This window comes from uncultured Victivallis sp., from assembly GCA_944389935.1.
Lineage (GTDB): Bacteria > Verrucomicrobiota > Lentisphaeria > Victivallales > Victivallaceae > Victivallis.
In genome coordinates this window covers 1-17,274 of the sequence record CALXOE010000041.1, presented here as the reverse complement: position 1 = coordinate 17,274, position 17,274 = coordinate 1, and the positions used below count along the sequence as shown (strand labels likewise).

Annotated in this window: 15 protein-coding genes; 9 read left to right on the top strand and 6 right to left on the bottom strand. The window is 61.4% G+C overall.

Going from position 1 to position 17,274, the window contains the following annotated elements; translation table 11 throughout:
• The first annotated feature begins 7 nt into the window (after window positions 1–7).
• From Q0J85_RS11760 to Q0J85_RS11745, 4 genes are read left to right on the top strand one after another with little or no spacing between them, the layout of a single operon-like run.
• On the top strand, window positions 8–1,756 hold the full coding sequence (locus Q0J85_RS11760) for a heparinase II/III family protein (RefSeq protein ID WP_294481819.1): 1,749 nt from the start codon (window positions 8–10) through the stop codon (window positions 1,754–1,756).
• Window positions 1,753–4,038 (top strand): hypothetical protein, encoded by a 2,286-nt coding sequence (locus Q0J85_RS11755; protein WP_294481817.1) that lies wholly within the window; start codon window positions 1,753–1,755, stop codon window positions 4,036–4,038. The genes Q0J85_RS11760 and Q0J85_RS11755 overlap by 4 nt, the downstream gene beginning before the upstream one ends.
• Before the next feature lie 11 nt (window positions 4,039–4,049).
• On the top strand, window positions 4,050–5,147 hold the full coding sequence (locus Q0J85_RS11750) for a hypothetical protein (RefSeq protein WP_294481815.1): 1,098 nt from the start codon (window positions 4,050–4,052) through the stop codon (window positions 5,145–5,147).
• The gene (locus Q0J85_RS11745) at window positions 5,105–6,103 is read left to right on the top strand and encodes a heparinase II/III family protein (RefSeq protein WP_294481813.1); all 999 of its coding nucleotides are present in this window, start codon (window positions 5,105–5,107) and stop codon (window positions 6,101–6,103) included. Before Q0J85_RS11750 ends, Q0J85_RS11745 begins: the two co-directional genes overlap by 43 nt.
• A 19-nt stretch (window positions 6,104–6,122) precedes the next feature.
• Here the strand turns inward: Q0J85_RS11745 and Q0J85_RS11740 are convergent, their stop codons facing one another.
• Window positions 6,123–7,172 carry a Gfo/Idh/MocA family oxidoreductase gene (locus Q0J85_RS11740; protein WP_294481811.1) on the bottom strand — a complete coding sequence of 350 codons (1,050 nt, stop codon included), beginning with the start codon at window positions 7,170–7,172 and terminating at the stop codon, window positions 6,123–6,125.
• Between the two features lie 169 nt (window positions 7,173–7,341).
• On the opposite strand from Q0J85_RS11740, the gene Q0J85_RS11735 reads away from it, so the two are divergent.
• From Q0J85_RS11735 to miaA, 4 genes are all read left to right on the top strand, one after another.
• Entirely contained in the window at window positions 7,342–8,739 is a 1,398-nt protein-coding gene (locus tag Q0J85_RS11735; RefSeq protein ID WP_294481809.1) for a sodium-dependent transporter, read from the top strand.
• 61 nt (window positions 8,740–8,800) lie between these two features.
• Window positions 8,801–8,971, top strand: coding sequence for a 4Fe-4S binding protein (locus Q0J85_RS11730; RefSeq protein WP_294481804.1), 171 nt, complete (start codon window positions 8,801–8,803; stop codon window positions 8,969–8,971).
• A gap of 77 nt (window positions 8,972–9,048) precedes the next feature.
• Window positions 9,049–10,482 carry a hypothetical protein gene (locus Q0J85_RS11725; protein ID WP_294481801.1) on the top strand — a complete coding sequence of 478 codons (1,434 nt, stop codon included), beginning with the start codon at window positions 9,049–9,051 and terminating at the stop codon, window positions 10,480–10,482.
• Complete coding sequence (gene miaA / locus Q0J85_RS11720) at window positions 10,472–11,359, top strand: tRNA (adenosine(37)-N6)-dimethylallyltransferase MiaA (RefSeq protein WP_294481798.1); 888 nt, start codon at window positions 10,472–10,474, stop codon at window positions 11,357–11,359. Before Q0J85_RS11725 ends, miaA begins: the two co-directional genes overlap by 11 nt.
• Here the strand turns inward: miaA and Q0J85_RS11715 are convergent.
• The 5 genes from Q0J85_RS11715 to Q0J85_RS11695 all read right to left on the bottom strand — a co-directional run bounded on the left by Q0J85_RS11715 (window position 11,344) and on the right by Q0J85_RS11695 (window position 16,892).
• Window positions 11,344–12,459 carry a GntR family transcriptional regulator gene (locus Q0J85_RS11715; RefSeq protein ID WP_294481797.1) on the bottom strand — a complete coding sequence of 372 codons (1,116 nt, stop codon included), beginning with the start codon at window positions 12,457–12,459 and terminating at the stop codon, window positions 11,344–11,346. The two genes, miaA and Q0J85_RS11715, sit on opposite strands and share 16 nt — an antisense overlap.
• A gap of 86 nt (window positions 12,460–12,545) precedes the next feature.
• Window positions 12,546–14,069 carry a mechanosensitive ion channel gene (locus Q0J85_RS11710; RefSeq protein ID WP_294481794.1) on the bottom strand — a complete coding sequence of 508 codons (1,524 nt, stop codon included), beginning with the start codon at window positions 14,067–14,069 and terminating at the stop codon, window positions 12,546–12,548.
• A 148-nt stretch (window positions 14,070–14,217) separates the two neighbouring features.
• Window positions 14,218–15,084, bottom strand: a complete 867-nt coding sequence (locus Q0J85_RS11705) for a radical SAM protein (protein WP_294481792.1) — start codon at window positions 15,082–15,084, stop codon at window positions 14,218–14,220.
• Window positions 15,081–15,839, bottom strand: a complete 759-nt coding sequence (locus Q0J85_RS11700; RefSeq protein WP_294481790.1) for a TerB family tellurite resistance protein — start codon at window positions 15,837–15,839, stop codon at window positions 15,081–15,083. Before Q0J85_RS11700 ends, Q0J85_RS11705 begins: the two co-directional genes overlap by 4 nt.
• A 93-nt stretch (window positions 15,840–15,932) precedes the next feature.
• Window positions 15,933–16,892, bottom strand: a complete 960-nt coding sequence (locus Q0J85_RS11695) for a LacI family DNA-binding transcriptional regulator (RefSeq protein ID WP_294481788.1) — start codon at window positions 16,890–16,892, stop codon at window positions 15,933–15,935.
• A gap of 197 nt (window positions 16,893–17,089) precedes the next feature.
• Between Q0J85_RS11695 and Q0J85_RS11690 the strand changes: the two genes are divergently transcribed.
• A partial coding sequence (locus tag Q0J85_RS11690; RefSeq protein ID WP_294481786.1) for a hypothetical protein occupies window positions 17,090–17,274 on the top strand: 185 nt, incomplete at its 3' end.

The window sequence follows — 17,274 nt, the reverse complement described above, 5'->3', positions numbered from 1 at the left end:
CGGCATCATGATCGGCATGGGAGACGGGCACGAATTCTCCGTCGGCGGCGATGTGTTTGAACTGGCCTACTACGCCTATCGCGACCCGCGTTACGCGGCGATTCTGAAGCGAAACTCCACCCGCGACCTCGTCTACGCCGTCGCGGAACTGCCGGAGGAGACACCGACCCTTTACCGGAACTCCGCCCACAGCGATAACGCCGGAATCGCACTGCTGCGCTCGCAGTCCGGCTCCGATCGCGAGCAGATTCAGCTCGGCTTCAAATACGGCACCCACGGCGGTTTTCACGGACACTTCGACCGGCTGAGCCTGCTGAGTCTGATGCGTTACGGACGCGGATTCTGGAATCCGGAATCGACCTGGTACGGATATCCGAGTTTCATGTACAAATTCTGGGTGCAGCCGTCTCTGGCGCACAATATGGTCATCGTCGACGGCAAAATGCAGGAGCCGACCGAATGCCGTCCGCTGCTGTTCCACACGGGGAAATACCTGCAGGCGGTCGCGGCCGACGGTTCCGCCCGCTGGAGCAACCCGCCTTTCCTCGGCGGCTACGACAAGGTCAGGGAGATCAAAGAGGGAACCGAGCGGTTCGTCCCGATTCCGGAAAACCATCCGCCGTTCACGGAAACCACCGATTACACCGAACCGGTCTTTGCACGCCGACTGCAGCTCGTGACCGATGACTACGTGCTCGTCGCCGACTATCTGAAGAGCGAGAAGGAGCATACGTTCGACAATCTGCTGCACCTGCGCGGTGCAAAACCGCTCGAGGGCGTGAAGAAGACCGGCCACCGGGAGCAGTTCGACGCCTCCCCGCTCTCCTCCGGACAGTTCGTGGTCAACGTCGACGAGTACGATATGACCGCCCCGGTGAAACTCACGAGCCGTCACCACTTCAACCCGAAAAAAGCGGACGGCAGAAACCGCCGCGGCGGCCTTGAGCTGACCGACGACTACTACCATGAACCGGGCGAACTCTTCGTCGAAGCCCGACAGCTCTGGCCGCGGAAAGCGCAGCTGCTCATCGGCGACTATCCCGAGTCGCAGTCGGTCGCCAAGCGGTTGAACGATCGGGTTCTCGGCGACGGGAAAGAGCTCGCCTCCGGCATGTTCCACGCCTGGATTCTCGGCCGCGGCGACCTCGACATCGACGTGACCGGCGTCAAACATCTGACGCTCGAAACCCGCAAGGACCAGTTCAAGCGCGGCACCGCCGACACACTCTTCTGGGGCAACGCCGCGCTGAAAACCGCCGATGGCAAAACCATTCCGCTCTCGTCGCTCAAACCGGCCGCCGTGAACTTGAAGGCGCTGCCGGAGTCCGGCAACGACTACTACGGCGGCCCCGTGCGGCTCGCGGGAATGGTCTGCTTCGACACGCTCGCGGCGGAGCCGAAGGATGACAAAAAACTTGCCACGCTGACATTCGACCTCTCCGGGCTGAACGCGGTCCGGCTCACGGCATCGGTCGGGGGCGACTTCCCGGCCGGCCAGGAGGAGAATCTGCGCAAGGTCACGAGCGTCCGCACCGTCGGGAAAGAGGCGAAGTTCCTGACCGTCCTCGAACCGCACGAGGGGACTCCCCGCGTGAAATCCGCCCGCGCAATCGACGGAAACACCGTGGAAGTCACACTGGTCGACGGCACGATCGATCGCCTGAAAATCAATAATTTCTACAGCACACAGGCCAAACCGTCGGTCGAACTTTACCGCAACGGCAAGCTGCTGGAAAAGACGGAGGTAAAACCATGAAGAAAACGATTCTCGTTGCGGCCGTCGGGCTCATTACCCTCGCGTACCAGGCTCAGATTTTCGACGCAATCCGGTTCGGGAACGCCGAAAGCGAAAAGGCGCACAACTTCACCGGAGAAGAGAGCGCCGTCGTCCAGGGGGCGTACAACACCACCGGGCGCAAACTCCTGAAACCGGAAACAGAGAGCTGGCAGAGCGCCCCGATGCGTTTCCGGCTGAAAGTCGATCCCGCAGCGAAGAACTACATTACCGTCAAGTTCTGGGGCGGCGACGTGACGCACGACCACCTTGTGATGTTCATCGACAACAAACAGATGGGATACATGCACCTCGGCGATTACGACATCCTCGACTACGAACAGTGCGAACCGCGCGACGCGCCGCACGCCTCGAACCCGAATCCGCAGTACGCGGGCCGCTTCACCTGCACGACGTTCGTGCTGCCGGAAGTTGCGACGAAAGGCAAGTCCGAAATCGACGTCGCAGTCCGCGCCACCGGAAAGATCTGGGGATACGGCAACAACTTCGGCCAGTTCCAGAAGAACGTCTCGCAGGACAGCCGCGGCATCTACGCGGTCTACATCCACTCCGATCCGTATTTCCGGCCCGGCACCGAAGTCGCGGTCGAGCCGCCGACTCCCCGCTCCGACATACCGGAGATCGACCTCGACGCGGTCAAGGCGCGCATCGAGCGCGAACTGGCCAAATGTCTGAAGAGCGATCCGGCGCGTGACCCGTGGCGGCTTCCGCTCGTCGCCGAAGCATACCACGTTCCGTGGTGCAGCGCCTACCGCAATCCGAAAGTGGTCGAATATGTGACCGCCGCGATCGACGCGCTCGCGCGCCGTTTCGTCAAGGAGCCGGAGAAAGTCGTCACGAAAGGAAGCTGGACCGGATGCGGCGAACAGGCGACCGCACTCATTCTGCTCGAGGACGCCCTGAAACCCGTTCTGGACGAGGAGATCGACAACGGCGCCGGAAAAACCGTCAAGCGGCGCGACCTCTGGTGCGATCTCTTCGAGGCGAGCACGTTCCAGCTCGTGCGCGACCGCCGCTGGCTCGCAAACCAGAGCCAGATCGTCGACAACAACGGCCACCGCAACAACCGCGCTGTCCACATTCTCGACGACTCGCGCGGCGTGCCGCTCGAAGTGACGCTGAAGTTCATGAAAGAGGCGCTCGGAATCCTGCCGTGGAGCAACGGCATCAATCCCGATCTCTCCAACGCCGACCCGAAAAATACCCCCGGAAAAAACTATTACGAACTTACGAAAAAATTCCACTCCAAAGAGTGGGGATTCGTCAGCAACTGCGGAGAAAGCACCATCTGGACCTCCGCCGACTGCTACGAAGCGACCATCGACCGCCGCATCGGCAAGGGCGATCCGGAGATCTTCCGGACGATGGAACAGGCCGCGCTCGCACGCACGATCTTCCGCTACCCCGGCGTGACCGTCGACAACCATCCGGTCATGCGGCTCGAAGTCTACATCGACTGGCGGAACGCCCACTTCCCGGGCGAACCCTCCTACGTCGGCAAGGGGCTCGACCTGCGCACGATCTACTACACCGGCAACGAAAAACTGCTCGGCTGCTTCAAGGAGATGCTCGCCGACGGTTACTTCCAGGAGAATGTCGCCGCGAGCCTGCGCCCCGGCAAACGGCCCGACTTCATCGGGCTGCTCCATCTGCCGGAACGTTACATGGAAATCGTGAAAAAGCTCGGCAGGGTCAATTCCGGCATGCCGATGCGCGGGGAGGATTTCGTCTTCACCGACGAGGAGATCGGCGTCGTCGCGCTCAGGAACGGTTCGGACGTATTCTTCGCCGAGCTCTTCTGGCGCGCCCGGCGCGGCATCAACAACCTCGCGAAGATCCACATGGTCACGCCGACCGCCGAACACATCGCGACCATCCATCAGGAGCAGGAGTTCATTCCCTCCGGCAAGTTCAGCACCGAGCCGGACAGGGTGGTCTACGACTTCCGCCCGAACCGCTTCAACTATCCCGGCGGCTACTACCGTCAGCTCAGGGCCGGCACCCGGATTCCGCAGGCCGAACACGCCGACGACCAGACCTGCATCGGCAAGGCGGAGTTCTATCGCTGCAGTTACGGACCTTATGAGATCGCCATGAACGCCACGCGGCGGAATCAGAGCTATCGCTTCCCGGTTCCGGCCGGGAATTACCGCATACTTCCGGACGGCCCGACCGTCGAGGGGGGCACCGTCCTCGAAGTCAAACCCGGCACGACCGTCGTGCTGTACAAACAAGCGAAATAAGAGGGAGTCCCATGAAACGGCTGCTCTTCCCACTGCTGTTTCTCGGCGTCGCATTCGTGTGCGCGGCCGGGAACGCCCCCCGGCTGCTCTTCACGGAGAAGAACGTCGCGCACCTGAAAACACCGGAGGGACGCAGAAAAGTCGTCGAACTCGCCGAACGCGGCGGAAAAAACCGGATCGAAGCGTGGTCGCTCGCCTATCGCGTGACCGGAGATAAAAAATACGCCGAAAAGGTCCGGGAAAAACTCCGCCGGGAGTGTCTCCCTCCGAACGCCGCCCCCTGGAGCGGCGGCCTCGGCGGCGCGCACAAGTGTTACGAGATGGGACTCGGGTTCGACAGCATCCGCGACACGATTTCGCCGGAAGAGCGTAAAGCCATCGCTTCCGGCATCGTCACGCGCGGCATCGAGCCGATGCTTGCGGAGTGGCTCTTCGGCAGAACCCGCACGACCACGCTCGACTCGATGGGGCACAACTGGTGGAGCGCCTGCGTCTTTCTGCCGGGTTTTGCGGCGCTGGCGGTCTCCGATGAGGAGCCGCGCGTACTGCCGTACCTCGAACGGATCAAAACCGCGACGAAAGAGTGGTTCGAATATCCCGGCAGCGGGCTCAACAACAAACCCGCGACTTTCGACCGCGAGGGAGGATTCTATGAGAGTGTCGGCTACGGAAATTACGCGCTCTCGACCTATCTCACGTTCCACACCGCGTGGAAGAGCGCGCGGAGCGACGCGCTGCCGGAGATTCCGCTGCTCGACAGGGTCGGGGATTTCTTTCTGAACAGCTGTTACCCCTCGGACAACGGGCTGCTTTCGCTGAATTTCGGCGACTCCTCGCTGCACGCGGACGGCAGCCGGCCGCTGGTCTGGCTGCGCGCGAACGGGCTCGGGAAACCGCGCCACCTCTGGTATCTGGCACAGACGGCGAACTCCTCCTGCAAGGAGGCGATTCCACGAAATTCGCCGCTCGGGCTGGTTTTCTACCCCTCTGCGGAGGAGCTGGCAAACGCGCCCGCCCTCCCCGATCTGCCGACGAGCGCGCTCTACCCCGACATGGGTGGGCGATCATGCGCGACTCGTGGAGGAAAGACGCGACGCTGCTCGCCGTGAAATCTGGCTTCACCTGGAATCACGCCCATGCCGACGCGGGTTCGTTCCTGCTCTTTCACCGCGGAGAAAACCTGCTCATCGACTCCGGAAACTGCTGGTATCCGCATCCGCAGTACGACGCCTACTACCGCCAGAGCACCGCGCACAACGTCGTGCTGTTCAACGGCGAGGGCGAAAATCCGGAGGACACCTACCACGGCTCGAAGTTCCCCTGCTCAATTCATCATCTGATCGATACCGGAACACTGAAATACGTGCTGGCCGATGCGACCGGCCCGGTTTCTCAGAATTTCATCCGCAATTATCGCAGTTTTCTCTGGATCGACGACGTGATCCTCGTGATCGACGACCTCAAGACTTTCCGTCCCGGCAAATTCGAGTGGCTGATCCACACGGGCGGCGAAGCCGGACGCAAGGGGTTGAATCTGAACGTGACGAAAGGAAACGTCGACATCGCGATCCGGCCGCTCTTTCCGGAGCGGTTCGCCGAGGGATTTGAACACGACTTCCCTGAACGGGTCCGGCTGGTCGAAAAGCAGGGACTCGCCGATCACGCCCAGAACGACCCGATTCCCTACTACGCGATCGTGCCGCCCGGCGAGGCGAGAGTCATGAAGTTCGTCACGGCGATTCTGCTCGACCCGGCCAACACGCCTGAAATCGAACGGCTTGAAGCGGTCAACGCCATCGGAGTCCGCATCACGCGCGGTGCGAAATCGACCGAAGTGTGGCTCAATCTGCTCGCCGACGGCCGCATGCGTCACCGCAACTCCAACCATACGCTCGCGGGATGGGAGACCGACGCTTATCTGCTGGCCGTGACGAGCGAAAACGGCAAACCCGTGCGCTTCTTCTGCGTCAACGGCAGCTATCTGCGCAAAGGGGACGAACTTCTGATCGATTCCCTGAAGAAAGTGTTCGCCGTCCGCGAGAACGGCAAAGTGACCCTCTACTGAATTCTCTCTTCTCTGCCGGTCAGTAAGCCGGAATGTCGACCCAGGAGCCGGTGCGTTCCGATTCGTAAACCGCCATGACAAGAGCGGCGGAGTCGGCCGCGTCGGCCATTTCGACTTCGGTCCGGCGCTTCTCCCGGATCGCGTCGATGAAATCCGCAAGCTGGGCGGTGTGGCCGGCGCCGTAATATTTCTTGCCGACAATCGCGCCTTTCTCCTCGTCGCTGACGGTCAGCGCCCGCTCGATCTCGGCGGCGCGTCCCTCGACCGGCGACTCGACAAAGACCGGCTTCTCGTTCGCGTATTCAAGATTCGCCTCGGTTCCGACGATCGTGAGGAAGCTCCGCCACTCCACGCAGCTCGAATTGGTCGCAGCGACCGTCCCGAAAAGCCCGGACTCGAACTCCATCAGAAACGCGGCCGTATCCTCGACCTCGATCACCCCCTGATGCGTGAGATTCGCCGTGCGGCTCACGAGCCGCTTCGCGTTGCCGAAGAGGTAGCGCAGCTGATCGAGATGGTGAATCGCCTGATTGATGAGAATGCCGCCGCCCTCCCCCGCGATCGTCCCGCGCCAGGCGTCCTTGCGGTAATACTGCTCCGTGCGCAGACAGCTGAAGACGAGATTCACCGTGAGGATCTTCCCGAATTTTCCGTCCGCAACAAGTTTGCGCAGACGGCGGTTCGCGGGTTCGTACCGGTGCTGGAAAATTCCGCTCGAAACAAGCTCGGGATGCGCTTTCGCGGCCTGAACCATGACGGCGAGATCCTCCGGCACGCGGCCGAGCGCTTTCTCACAGATCACATGTTTCCCGGCCGCGAGGGCGTCAACCACGATCCGCGCGTGGCTCGCATGGTCGGTGCAGACGCTGACCGCCTCAACCTCCGGATCCGCCAGCAGTTCCCGGTAATCGGTGCTGCGCCGCGCGATGCCGTACTTCTCTCCGAGAGCGGCCGCCCGCTCCGGAATCAGGTCGCAAAGGTGAACGACTTCGGCTTCCGGCAGAGCCCGGTAGCCCTCGATATGGGTCGGCGCAATCACTCCGCAGCCGATAATCCCGCACTTGACCATGATGACATCTTCCCCGTCTGAAATGATATTTCCCCGGCTTTTCCGCTCCGGGCAACCTTTATTATCTTTATAAGATACCGCTCAAACCGTCATTTTCAAGAAAAAAATTTGCACAATCCGCCAGAAAGGAGTATTTTATGCAGATCAACAAATTCAACAGGGATACCGCATGGAAAACAACGACTCTTCCCGCGAGAGCCTCGGCTCCCGGCTCGGCTTCATTCTGCTGACGGCCGGCTGCGCGATCGGACTTGGAAACATCTGGCGATTTCCGTTCATCTGCGGCCAGTACGGCGGTGCGATCTTCGTGCTGATCTATCTTTTCTTTCTCATTGCGCTCGGCATGCCGGTCATGGTCATGGAACTCTCCCTCGGCCGTGCGAGCCGCCGAAACATCTACGGAGCTTACAAGACGCTCAATCCGAACCCGCGGCTCAAATGGCACTATCCCGGAGCGGTGTTTTTCCTCGGCAACATCATTCTGATGATGTTCTATACGACTGTCACGGGGTGGATGATCGCCTATGCGCTGAAATTCGCCGCCGGCTCGCTTTCAGGACTTGATGCGGAGGGGGTCGGGCTCCATTTCAACAATTTTCTTGCGAACCCCGTCGCGATGGCCGGCTTCATGCTGTTCACGGTGGCCGGATCCACGGCGGTCTGTGCGATCGGTCTGCAGAAAGGAGTCGAACGGATCACGAAGTTCCTGATGGCGAGCCTCTTTCTGCTGCTCATCGGGCTGTGTCTGCGGGCGCTTTTCCTGCCGGGCGCGGCGGAGGGACTCTCGTTCTATCTCTTCCCGAACCCGGAGTCGATCCGGCACGTCGGGCTGCCGCTCGTAATCGTCGAGGCGATGAACCAGGCGTTCTTCACGCTGAGTCTCGGTGTCGGCAGCATCGCGATTTTCGGCAGTTACATCGACCGCTCGCACACGCTGCCGAAAGAGACGCTCGCGATCGTCGCGCTCGACACACTCGTGGCGATTCTGGCGGGAGTCATCATCTTCCCGGCCTGCTTCTCGTTCGGGGTGCGCCCCGACTCGGGGCCGGGACTCGTTTTCGTTTCGCTGCCGAACGTTTTCAACGTCATGCAGGGCGGGCGCGTCTGGGGGACGCTCTTCTTTCTCTTCATGAGCGCGGCGGCGCTTACGACGGTCGTGGCGGTGTTTGAAAACATCATCGCATTCCTGATCGACGAACTGAAATTCAGCCGCCTCGCGGCCTCGCTCACGACCGGGATCGGCATCGCCGTGCTCTCGCTGCCGTGCGCGTTCGGCTACAATCTGCTCAGCGGAATCCATCCGCTCGGGGGGCAGAGCACATTCCTCGACCTCGAGGACTACATCGTCAGCGGCAATCTGCTGCCGCTCGGGAGTCTTTTCGTCGTGCTCTTCTGCACCTCGCGCTACGGCTGGGGGTGGAAGAACTTCCTCACGGAGGCGAATACCGGCAGCGGCGTGCGTTTTCCGGCGGCGCTGCGGATCTATGTCGCGGTGGTGATTCCGGTGCTGATTCTGCTTCTTTTCTCAATCGGTTTCGCGAGACAGTGGTTTGGATTTGACATTTGAAAAAAAGACGTTATATTAGGTGCATTGCCCGTTTTAACAAACAACTCCAAGGAGAATCAAAATGGCGGCTAAGGTTGACAAAGAGAAGTGTGTTGGTTGCGAGGCCTGCGTCGGTGCCTGCCCGGTCGAAGCGATTTCCGTGAACGACGGCAAGGCTGATGTCGATGCCGGTACCTGCATCGAGTGCGGCGCCTGCGTCGGCGAGTGCCCCTCCGAAGCGATCTCGCTCTAAGAGTTTTCGTTTCTTTCAACGGCGGAAGGCGCAGTGCTTTCCGCCGTTTTTTTTTGGAGTGTTCCGTGGACAGGAGATTGAAAAAGCTGCTCCCGCCGATTCTGATTCTCGGCGCGATGTTTCTCTTTGCCCCCGCCTACCTGAACCGCGACCTCTGGTTCGACGAGGCGCTGACATTCCTCGATTTTGCGCAGCGCGGTTCGCCGCTGGTCATCTATCGCAGCTATGTGATCCCGAACAACCAGATTCTCTACACGATCGCGCTGCACTACTGGGCGCAGCTGCTGCCGCCGGGGATCGATCCGGTCTTCTGGTTCCGGCTGCTCTCGTTTTTCTCCGGCATTGCGACGCTGCTGCTGCTTTACCGGCTCTTCCGGGTACGGCTGGCGGGGGGGACGATTCTGCTGCCGGTTCTCGCCGCGATGGCGGTTTCGGTGCCGTTCCTGATTTATGCGACGGCGCTGCGCGGCTATATGCAAAGCGCGCTCTTCGTTGTGCTCGCGCTGCATACGGCGCTGAACTTCGCGGGGAAACCGGATTGGAAACGCGGTTTCTGGTATGCGCTCGCGTCACTCGGGGCGGTCGCGACGATCCCGTCGAATCTCGCGGTGCTCGCGGGCGTGGTGCTCTATGCGCTGCCGCTCTTCGGATGGGGCTTCTGGAAGCGGCGCGCGTTCTGGATTCTCGCAGCGATTCCGCCGGCGATGTTTCTGCTCTTTTATCTGCCGATCTTCCCCTCGTTCCTCGGCTGTCTGCGACTCGGCGAGGGGTGGAACAGCGGGTGGGGGGCGCTGCTCGCGGTGCTCGCGGCATTCGTCTACTCGTTCGCGATGCTGCTGCTGCCGGGAACCGGGTCGCTGCTCGCACTCGACCGGACGGGATTCAAATGGGTGCGTGCGGTGCGGCTGCTGATCTGGCTCATTCCGCTTCCGATGGCGCTGCTGTTGAAAGTTGCGCCGTTTCCGCGGGTGTTTTTTCCGTTCTGGCCGCTGTGGGCGCTGCTGCTCGCCGCGGGGATTCGCGATCTTACGGCCCTGAACTGCCGCCGGCGCCGGCGCTGGAATCGCGGAATCTGGCTCGGGGCGCTGTTCGCGGTGGCCGTCGGCTGGGGGTATCTCGCGCAGCAGCCGAATCTGCGGCTCATGTTCTCGCGCCGATTCGGCGGAGCGGGGGCGGACGACTACTTCTACGGCTACTATCTGCGCCCGGAACACACGCCCTCCCGGACCGCCGCCGAAATCGTCGAGCGTCTAGGGAAACGGCCGCTGGCGATCTACACGAGTTTTCAGGCCGATCCGTGGCCGCTGCTCTTCTATTTGAGCACTTCGGGAGCCGATCTGCGCGACTTCCGGTTCGACGGCCCGCGCGGACCGGTGAAGCAGCTTGAACGGGGAATGCTCGTCATCCTGCGCTCGGACGAATCACCGCAGCCGGTCGAAAAGCGTTTCCGGCGTCGCCTGAAGCTGCTGTTCTCCAACGCGAACCATGGGGTCTACACCGTTGAACGCTGAAGAGATCGTGGTCATCATGGGGCCGACCGCCTCGGGGAAAAGCGCGCTCGCGCTCGAACTCGCGCGCCGATGCGGCGGGGAGATCGTCTCGGTCGACTCGATGCAGCTCTACCGGGGACTCGAAATCGGGACGGCGCAGCCGACGGCGGAAGAGCGCCGGGAGACGCCGCACCATCTCGTCGGCTGCTTCGACTTTCACACGAGGGTCGACGTCTTCACCTACGTGAGGCTCGCGGATCGAGCCATTGCGGAGATCCGCGCGCGCGGGCGGCTGCCGATTCTCGCGGGGGGGACCGGACTTTATCTGCGGGCATTGCTCTACGGGCTCGACGATCTGCCCGCCGACCGCGAACTGCGCCGGGAACTCGACGAAGCCTACGACTCCGACCGGGGTGAAGAGGCGCTGAAACAGCGCATGGCGAAACTCGATCCGGCCGGACTCGCCCGCTGGGAAAACTGTCGGAGACGACTCATCCGCGCACTCGAAGTGCGGCTGCTGACCGGAAAGTCGATCCTCGAACTCCAGAACAATCCGTTCGATGAACTGCGCTATCCGGTGCGGGCGTGGCGGCTCGACCCGCCGGCGGAAGAGCTCAAGGAACGAATCCGGATCCGCGCAAGGAAAATGCTCGACTCCGGCTGGATTGAGGAGGCTGCCGCCGCCGTCAAAGCCGGGTTGCTCGAAACCCCGACCGCTCATCAGGCGATCGGCTACCGGCTCATCGCGGAACATCTCGCCGGGAAACTCGACCTCAAGACGCTGCATGAGCGCATCAGCACCGTCACCTGGCAGTTCGCGCGCCGCCAGCGCACCTGGTTCCGCCACCAGCACCCCGAGGCGGAGGTGTACGAGCCCGGCGCTCAGATCGTCCCCTGATCGGTGAATTCGGCGGGAATCCGCAGCACTTCGCCGGGAGCATTTTCAAGCACCATGCGCTGAAGCATGAGTCCGGCCGCGCGCCCGAGTTCCGCGTAGGGGCGCGTCACTGAGCTGTATCGTGCCCCGAAGAGCGGATCGAGATTGCAGTAGTGCTCGAAGTAGAATACCGAAACATCCCGTCCCGGCTTCAGGCCGCGCGCATTCAGGAGCGCGTCGAAATAGGAGAGCGGCAGGTTGCTCCCCTCGAGTACGAGCGTGGTGCGCTCATCGAGTTCCGGCAGCAGCCGCGTCTCGAACTCCCGGAAGAGCGACTTCGCCGCGAGTTCGTCGAAAAGCATCGGCTCAAGCACGAAATCCGCCGCGCCCCGGGTGTTGCGCGTGACCGAAAGCGAACGCTCCACCGAATAGCGGTCAACCCCGGCGAACAACAGGCGCGACCGCCCGCGCGCCGCCGCTTTTTTCAGTGCGGCCGCCATCGCGGGCTGCTCATCGATATAGACGCCGGGATGCCGCCTTGCCAGAAAATCACGCGAACAGGCGTCTTCGGCCGAGAAGATCAGGACGTAACGCACGTGCCTGGCATCGAACGAGTTGACGATCTCGAACGCCTCGTCTCCGGAGGCGAAGATCTGCCCGTTGATGAGAAAGCCGTCGATTCCGGCACTCTCGATCAGATGATTCAAATAACTTTTGCGGGCGGCGCCGGAGAGCGCGGGCATGAGCACGAGTCCCGCCTCCTCGGCGTTGACCGCCTGAACCGCACCCTGCTGAATTGCGGGGTCGTCGCTGCGCAGCGTCGGAGCGGCAGGCAGAATGCAGAGACGCCGGAGCAGCGGGGCTTTCTCCGTTTCCGGCGGCGGGGGCGGGTTGACATAGACTCCCTTGCCGCGCCCGCGTTCACGGCGCAGAAGCCCTTCGTTCGCGAGCAGAGCGATCGCCTGGCGGATCGTCATGTCACTGACCTCGAAGAGCTCGCACAACTGCGGATAACTCGGCAATTTGTCGCCGACACGGTAGATGCCGCGCCGGATGCGCTCACGCAGAATCGCCGCAATGCGGCGGTATTTGATGTTGTTTGACTCGGAATTCGTCTTCATTCCGTCAATGTATCACCGGAATACCCTCCCTGCAAGCGAAAAAAGCGGAATCTCCCGCAGGAGACTCCGCTTTCCAGGGGGAGGAATCACTTTTTCGTAAGTTTCCGATCCCACTCTTCGAGTTTTTTCGCCGCGAACTCGCGCCCGCCGACGCCGAATGCGATCGCCGCCGCCACGCAGATCGCGCCGAGCAGAAGCGCAAATGCGATCTCGACGATCCTGCCGTTCAGATTCAGCGTCGAGAGAGCGACCGCGCCCGTGAAGATCAGCACCGCGACCCGCACCGCCGTCGCGAGAAATTCGGAACTCCCGCCCTTGCCGCGCAGCGCACCTGCCGCGAGGTTCGCAAGGAAGATCCCCACCATCATGACCACCACGCCGACGATGATGTTGCCGCCGAAGATAATGAAGATGCGAATCAGCGCCGCGAGTTCCATGAAGCCGAGCAGTTCACATGCCGACACCGCCGCGAACAGCATGATCGCCAGGAACGCCAGTTTGCCGACGACGGCCGACGGCTTCACGGATTTTTCACTTTTCGGGGCAAACCCGAGCGATGCGACCAGTCGGTCGAATCCGAATCCCTCGAAAAGCTGCGCGACGATCCCGGCGACCACGCCGCCGACAACAAACGCCGCGAAAATCAGCACTCCGGCGCCGATCACGCTGCCGGTCGCATTCAGAATCATATCGAAAAATTTGGAGACCGAATTGGTCAGCGCTTCAATCTGCAAAGCATTCAGCGCCGAGATCACCACGGGAATCGCCACAAGCACATACGCGACCAGTCCGGCGAGATAGGAGATTCCGCGCTCACCGAAGATGTTGCCGCCGCCGGACTTTTTCCCGAACTCATCCAGGCGCGAGAGAAACAGCAGCCCCGCGACCGCCCGCCGCACAATGCGCGCGACAAAGAGTCCGACCACGAGAATCGCCGCCGCCGCAATGAGGTTCGGAATGAAGCCGAGCAGCTTCTGGAGCATATTTTCCAGCGGAGTCGTGATTCCATTGATATTGAGCGCCCTCAGAATCGCCGGGACAAAGAAGAGAAAGACGATCCAGTAGATCACGCTCCCGGCGACGGCACTGAACGGGCGGCCGGTTTTTCCGCCCTCTTCCGCGACCTCGGCGGCCGGGAATTTCTCATCGAGCTTCAAGGCCATCATGGCCGTCACCGCCAGATATTCCAGGACGGAAGCTGCGACCCAGGCGACAAAAACCAGCAGCCCCGCCGCGATGAGGTTCGCTCCGTATCCGACGACCGAGTTCACGAATTCCCGGATCGGCCCGGCCGCCTCCGACAAATTCAGCGGAGTCAGGCAGGCGAGGATGGTCAGCAGCAGAATCGTATAGAAGAAGATCCGCGAAACGACTTTCTCGATCTTCGCCCCGGAAACCGACCTCTTTCCTCCCGGGAAACTCCGCTCGAGCTTTTCATCGAGCCGGAAACTCCGCACCGCCCGGGCGGCAACGCCGGCGACGATCCAGGCCAGCAGCCAGCCGGCAATCAGGACCAGCAGCGCCCACACCAGATTGAGAATGTTCATGTCGACCACAATCTGCCAGATCTCCTGCCAGAAATCGGCAAACCCCTGAGAATTCCCGTCCATACGCAACTCCTGCTGTTAAGTGAAAAGTTCTTTTCGGGGAGATTCTGCTCCTCGTCCTGCGATTTACCCTAGCACGGGAGCCGCATATTTACAAGGAGAAACGACGGGGGAAACCGGAAAATTCATCAAGGAGTTCCGAATCAATCCGTCACAATTCCGCCGGAAGAAAACCCGGTCCGGTTTCGTCGAGCATGCCGGAGGTGAGCACATGGCGCAGTTCGGCGGTCAACCACGCCTTGTCCGCCGGGAAACGCGCCTCGAGCGGCAGCGGATTGGACGTATGATTCGCGCGGAATACAGTATGTTCCAGCTCCAGAGACTCCACCAGCACCAGAAGTTCCGCGACCACTCCGGCTTCGCTGAGCAGTCGGAATCCCTCGAACGGCTCCCCGAGCACGGGCACGAACCGCAATGCGGAGAGCAGCCGCGGCTGCATCCGATTGAGTGTTTCCGCCGTGCGGACGGCGTGTTCATGACTGAACTCCCGCCCGCCGAGACCGAGCAGAACCATGACCGAGGCGCGCATGCCGGCCGTTTGTGTCCGCCGAACCGATTCGACCATCTGTGTGATTTGTTCGGTTTTGCCGACCCGGTCGAGAAGCGTCTGCATCCCGGTTTCGAGCCCGAGATAGAGCGTCTGAAGCCGCAGGGACTTCAATGCCGCAAGTTCGGAGTCATCATATTGCGCAATCGAACTGCCGTTCGCGTAGGAGTTGACCCGCGCAAGGTGCGGAAACGCCGCATTCAGCGCCTCGAGAATCGGCTTCAGACGATCGAAGCCGAGCGCCATGACATCCCCGTCCGCGAGAAAAATCCGCCGGGTCCCGGGATAACGTTCGCCCGCCGCCGCAATCTCAGCGAACAGTTCCGCCTCCGGACGCGGCCGGTACGGGACTCCCTTGTACATGCCGCAGAACCGGCAGCGGTTGTGCGGGCAGCCGTATGCGACCTGAAAAATCAAACTCCCCGCCTCGGCGGGCGGCCGGAAGAGCGGCTCGACATAACGGGGAATCATCGGATGCCGCGCGCTTTCTTCAATTCGTCATACGCGCGGTTGATCCGCTGCATTTCGTTCTTGGCGAATTCGACGAACTCCGGCGGAAGTCCTTTGGCCTGAATCTTGTCGGGATGAAACTCCGCGCACTTTTTCCGCCAGGCGCTCTTGAGCTCCTGGTCGGTGGCGGAGGGAGAACACCCCAGCACTTCATAATAGGCCTCGAGCGAAGCCGGCGGAGAAGCGGAATCCTGCCCGGGCCCGGATCCGAAAAATGCGTCGACATAGCCCGGAAACCCGAACCGGCGCTCCGCATAGCGCAGAATCTCCATCTCGCGCGGGTCGAGCGTTCCATTCGCCATCGCAAGTTCGCACAACACACCGAGAAACTGCTGAAGAAGCGCCTGGTCCGGAGCAGCCTCCGCCATCCGGTCGACATAACACTGAAACGGCACATCGTTGTCCCGGGCTGCATTGAAGATTTTCCGGATCGCTTCGCGCTCGACCGCGGCGAAGTTCCGGTCGATGAAAGTTCGGATATAGGCGGCTTCGCTCCTGTCGACCACGCCATCGGCCTTTGCGAGTTTCGCGAGGCACGAGAAGATCGCCACCACGAACAGCGCCTGCCTCTCCTCGGCGGCGGAAGCCGCCCCCTGAGACTGGGCGCCCAGCTTATTTTCGGCCCAGTGCCCGATCAGCGCTCCGAGCGCGACGCCCCACGGCCCGCCCAGCATGCCCCCGAGAGCACCGCCGGTCAAAACTCCGACCCAACCCATCGTATCAGATTCCTTTCTCCTGTGACAGCACTCGAATAATATACTCTCCGGAGCAACAGGATACAACCGTCGGCCGGACAAATTCCCGCAGTTTCATTTCCGTCGCGGTTCGGCAACGGTGCCGCGCGCATGCAGCCGGTAAGCGACCAGGCGGTTCACCAGGGGAGAATGGCGGCAGCGGACCTGTTCGAGGAGTTCCAGCGACTGCGCGGCGAGTTCCCCGAAATTCTGCTCCACGGTCGTCAGCGGCGGATGAAAATATTCGGAGATGCCCGGACTCTCCCAGGAGACGACCGAAAGATCCTCCGGGATACGGATTCCGAGGCTTTCCAGCGGCTGAAAATAGCGGCTGTTGCGCAGTTCCGATGGAATCATCACCGCGGTGACGCCGTCGCGGACCGCCCGGCAGAGTGTCAGAATCGCCTCGCCGCGGGAGGCCTCGTAGACAACCGGTTCCATGCGATAGGTCTCCCGGCAGATTGTCTCATAGAGCATTCTGCGGTAGCGATGGGTATAGACCATCATCGGCTGAAGCGCGAGGAACGCGATTCTTTCATGACCGTGGGAGACGAGAAGTTCGAGCACCATGCGGATCGCCCCCTCCTCATCGGAATTCACCGCATAGATTCCATCGCGGGAGCGGGTCGGATTGTTGACGCAGACGACCGGGATATCGTACGATTCCAGCAGTTTCCGTTCGCTTGCAACGTCGTAGCAGCAGGAGATCACGCCATCGATCCAGCCGAGGGAGAGGAGCTCCATATCCTGCGCCGTGAGAATCATTGCAAGGCCGCCGCTGCCGTGAATCCGCTCAAGGAGACTCCGGGAGAGCTCCTGCTCATAGACGGAGCTGTAACTCTGCGCATTCAGCATGACTGCGATCCGCCGACACCGTCCGGTGTCGGAGCGGTAGCCGAGCCGATGCGCGGTTTCCAGGACGGCTCGCCGGGTCTCCTCCGAAACGGGCGCGCTGCCGGAAAAGACGCGCGACGCCGTACAGACGGCCACGCCGGATTCCGCCGCAACTCTCCGGATCGAAACTTTCCGAGTCATACCGATTCTCCTGTCTGCCAGATCACCCTGCTGGAGGGCAATATATCTCCCGGCCCTGTTTTTTTCAAGGGGCTCATGCAAATGGATGTTCAAAGTGTTTCATTTTGTTTCATTCCGGTCTCTTGCTTTTTCCCGGAATCTGCCGCATAATTATTGATAACGCGAAAGAAAGCCAACGGAATCACAGCGAGGTCATTGTGAAACGAAACTCATTCCCGTATCCGATGCTTTGCCGGAGACAGGGGGCACAAAAGCCGGTTGATGCGCCCGCCTCTCTCCCCGTACCAACCATCCATCAAACAACCAATCGGCCAATCACCGCCGCGCAACTCATTCCAGCGCCCGGCAGTACAAGAGAGGGGTTCGGGGGAGAGAAAGCGGC

Bases quoted from the DNA above. Each gene is read 5' to 3' on its own strand.
- Q0J85_RS11755 (WP_294481817.1), top strand. From the start codon at position 1,753: ATGAAGAAAACGATTCTCGTTGCGGCCGTCGGGCTCATTACCCTCGCG.
- Q0J85_RS11695 (WP_294481788.1), bottom strand. From the start codon at position 16,892: ATGACTCGGAAAGTTTCGATCCGGAGAGTTGCGGCGGAATCCGGCGTG.
- Q0J85_RS11730 (WP_294481804.1), top strand. From the start codon at position 8,801: ATGGCGGCTAAGGTTGACAAAGAGAAGTGTGTTGGTTGCGAGGCCTGC.
- Q0J85_RS11760 (WP_294481819.1), top strand. From the start codon at position 8: ATGATCGGCATGGGAGACGGGCACGAATTCTCCGTCGGCGGCGATGTG.
- Q0J85_RS11715 (WP_294481797.1), bottom strand. From the start codon at position 12,459: ATGAAGACGAATTCCGAGTCAAACAACATCAAATACCGCCGCATTGCG.
- Q0J85_RS11745 (WP_294481813.1), top strand. From the start codon at position 5,105: ATGCGCGACTCGTGGAGGAAAGACGCGACGCTGCTCGCCGTGAAATCT.
- Q0J85_RS11700 (WP_294481790.1), bottom strand. From the start codon at position 15,839: ATGGGTTGGGTCGGAGTTTTGACCGGCGGTGCTCTCGGGGGCATGCTG.
- Q0J85_RS11750 (WP_294481815.1), top strand. From the start codon at position 4,050: ATGAAACGGCTGCTCTTCCCACTGCTGTTTCTCGGCGTCGCATTCGTG.
- Q0J85_RS11740 (WP_294481811.1), bottom strand. From the start codon at position 7,172: ATGGTCAAGTGCGGGATTATCGGCTGCGGAGTGATTGCGCCGACCCAT.
- Q0J85_RS11735 (WP_294481809.1), top strand. From the start codon at position 7,342: ATGGAAAACAACGACTCTTCCCGCGAGAGCCTCGGCTCCCGGCTCGGC.
- Q0J85_RS11705 (WP_294481792.1), bottom strand. From the start codon at position 15,084: ATGATTCCCCGTTATGTCGAGCCGCTCTTCCGGCCGCCCGCCGAGGCG.
- Q0J85_RS11710 (WP_294481794.1), bottom strand. From the start codon at position 14,069: ATGGACGGGAATTCTCAGGGGTTTGCCGATTTCTGGCAGGAGATCTGG.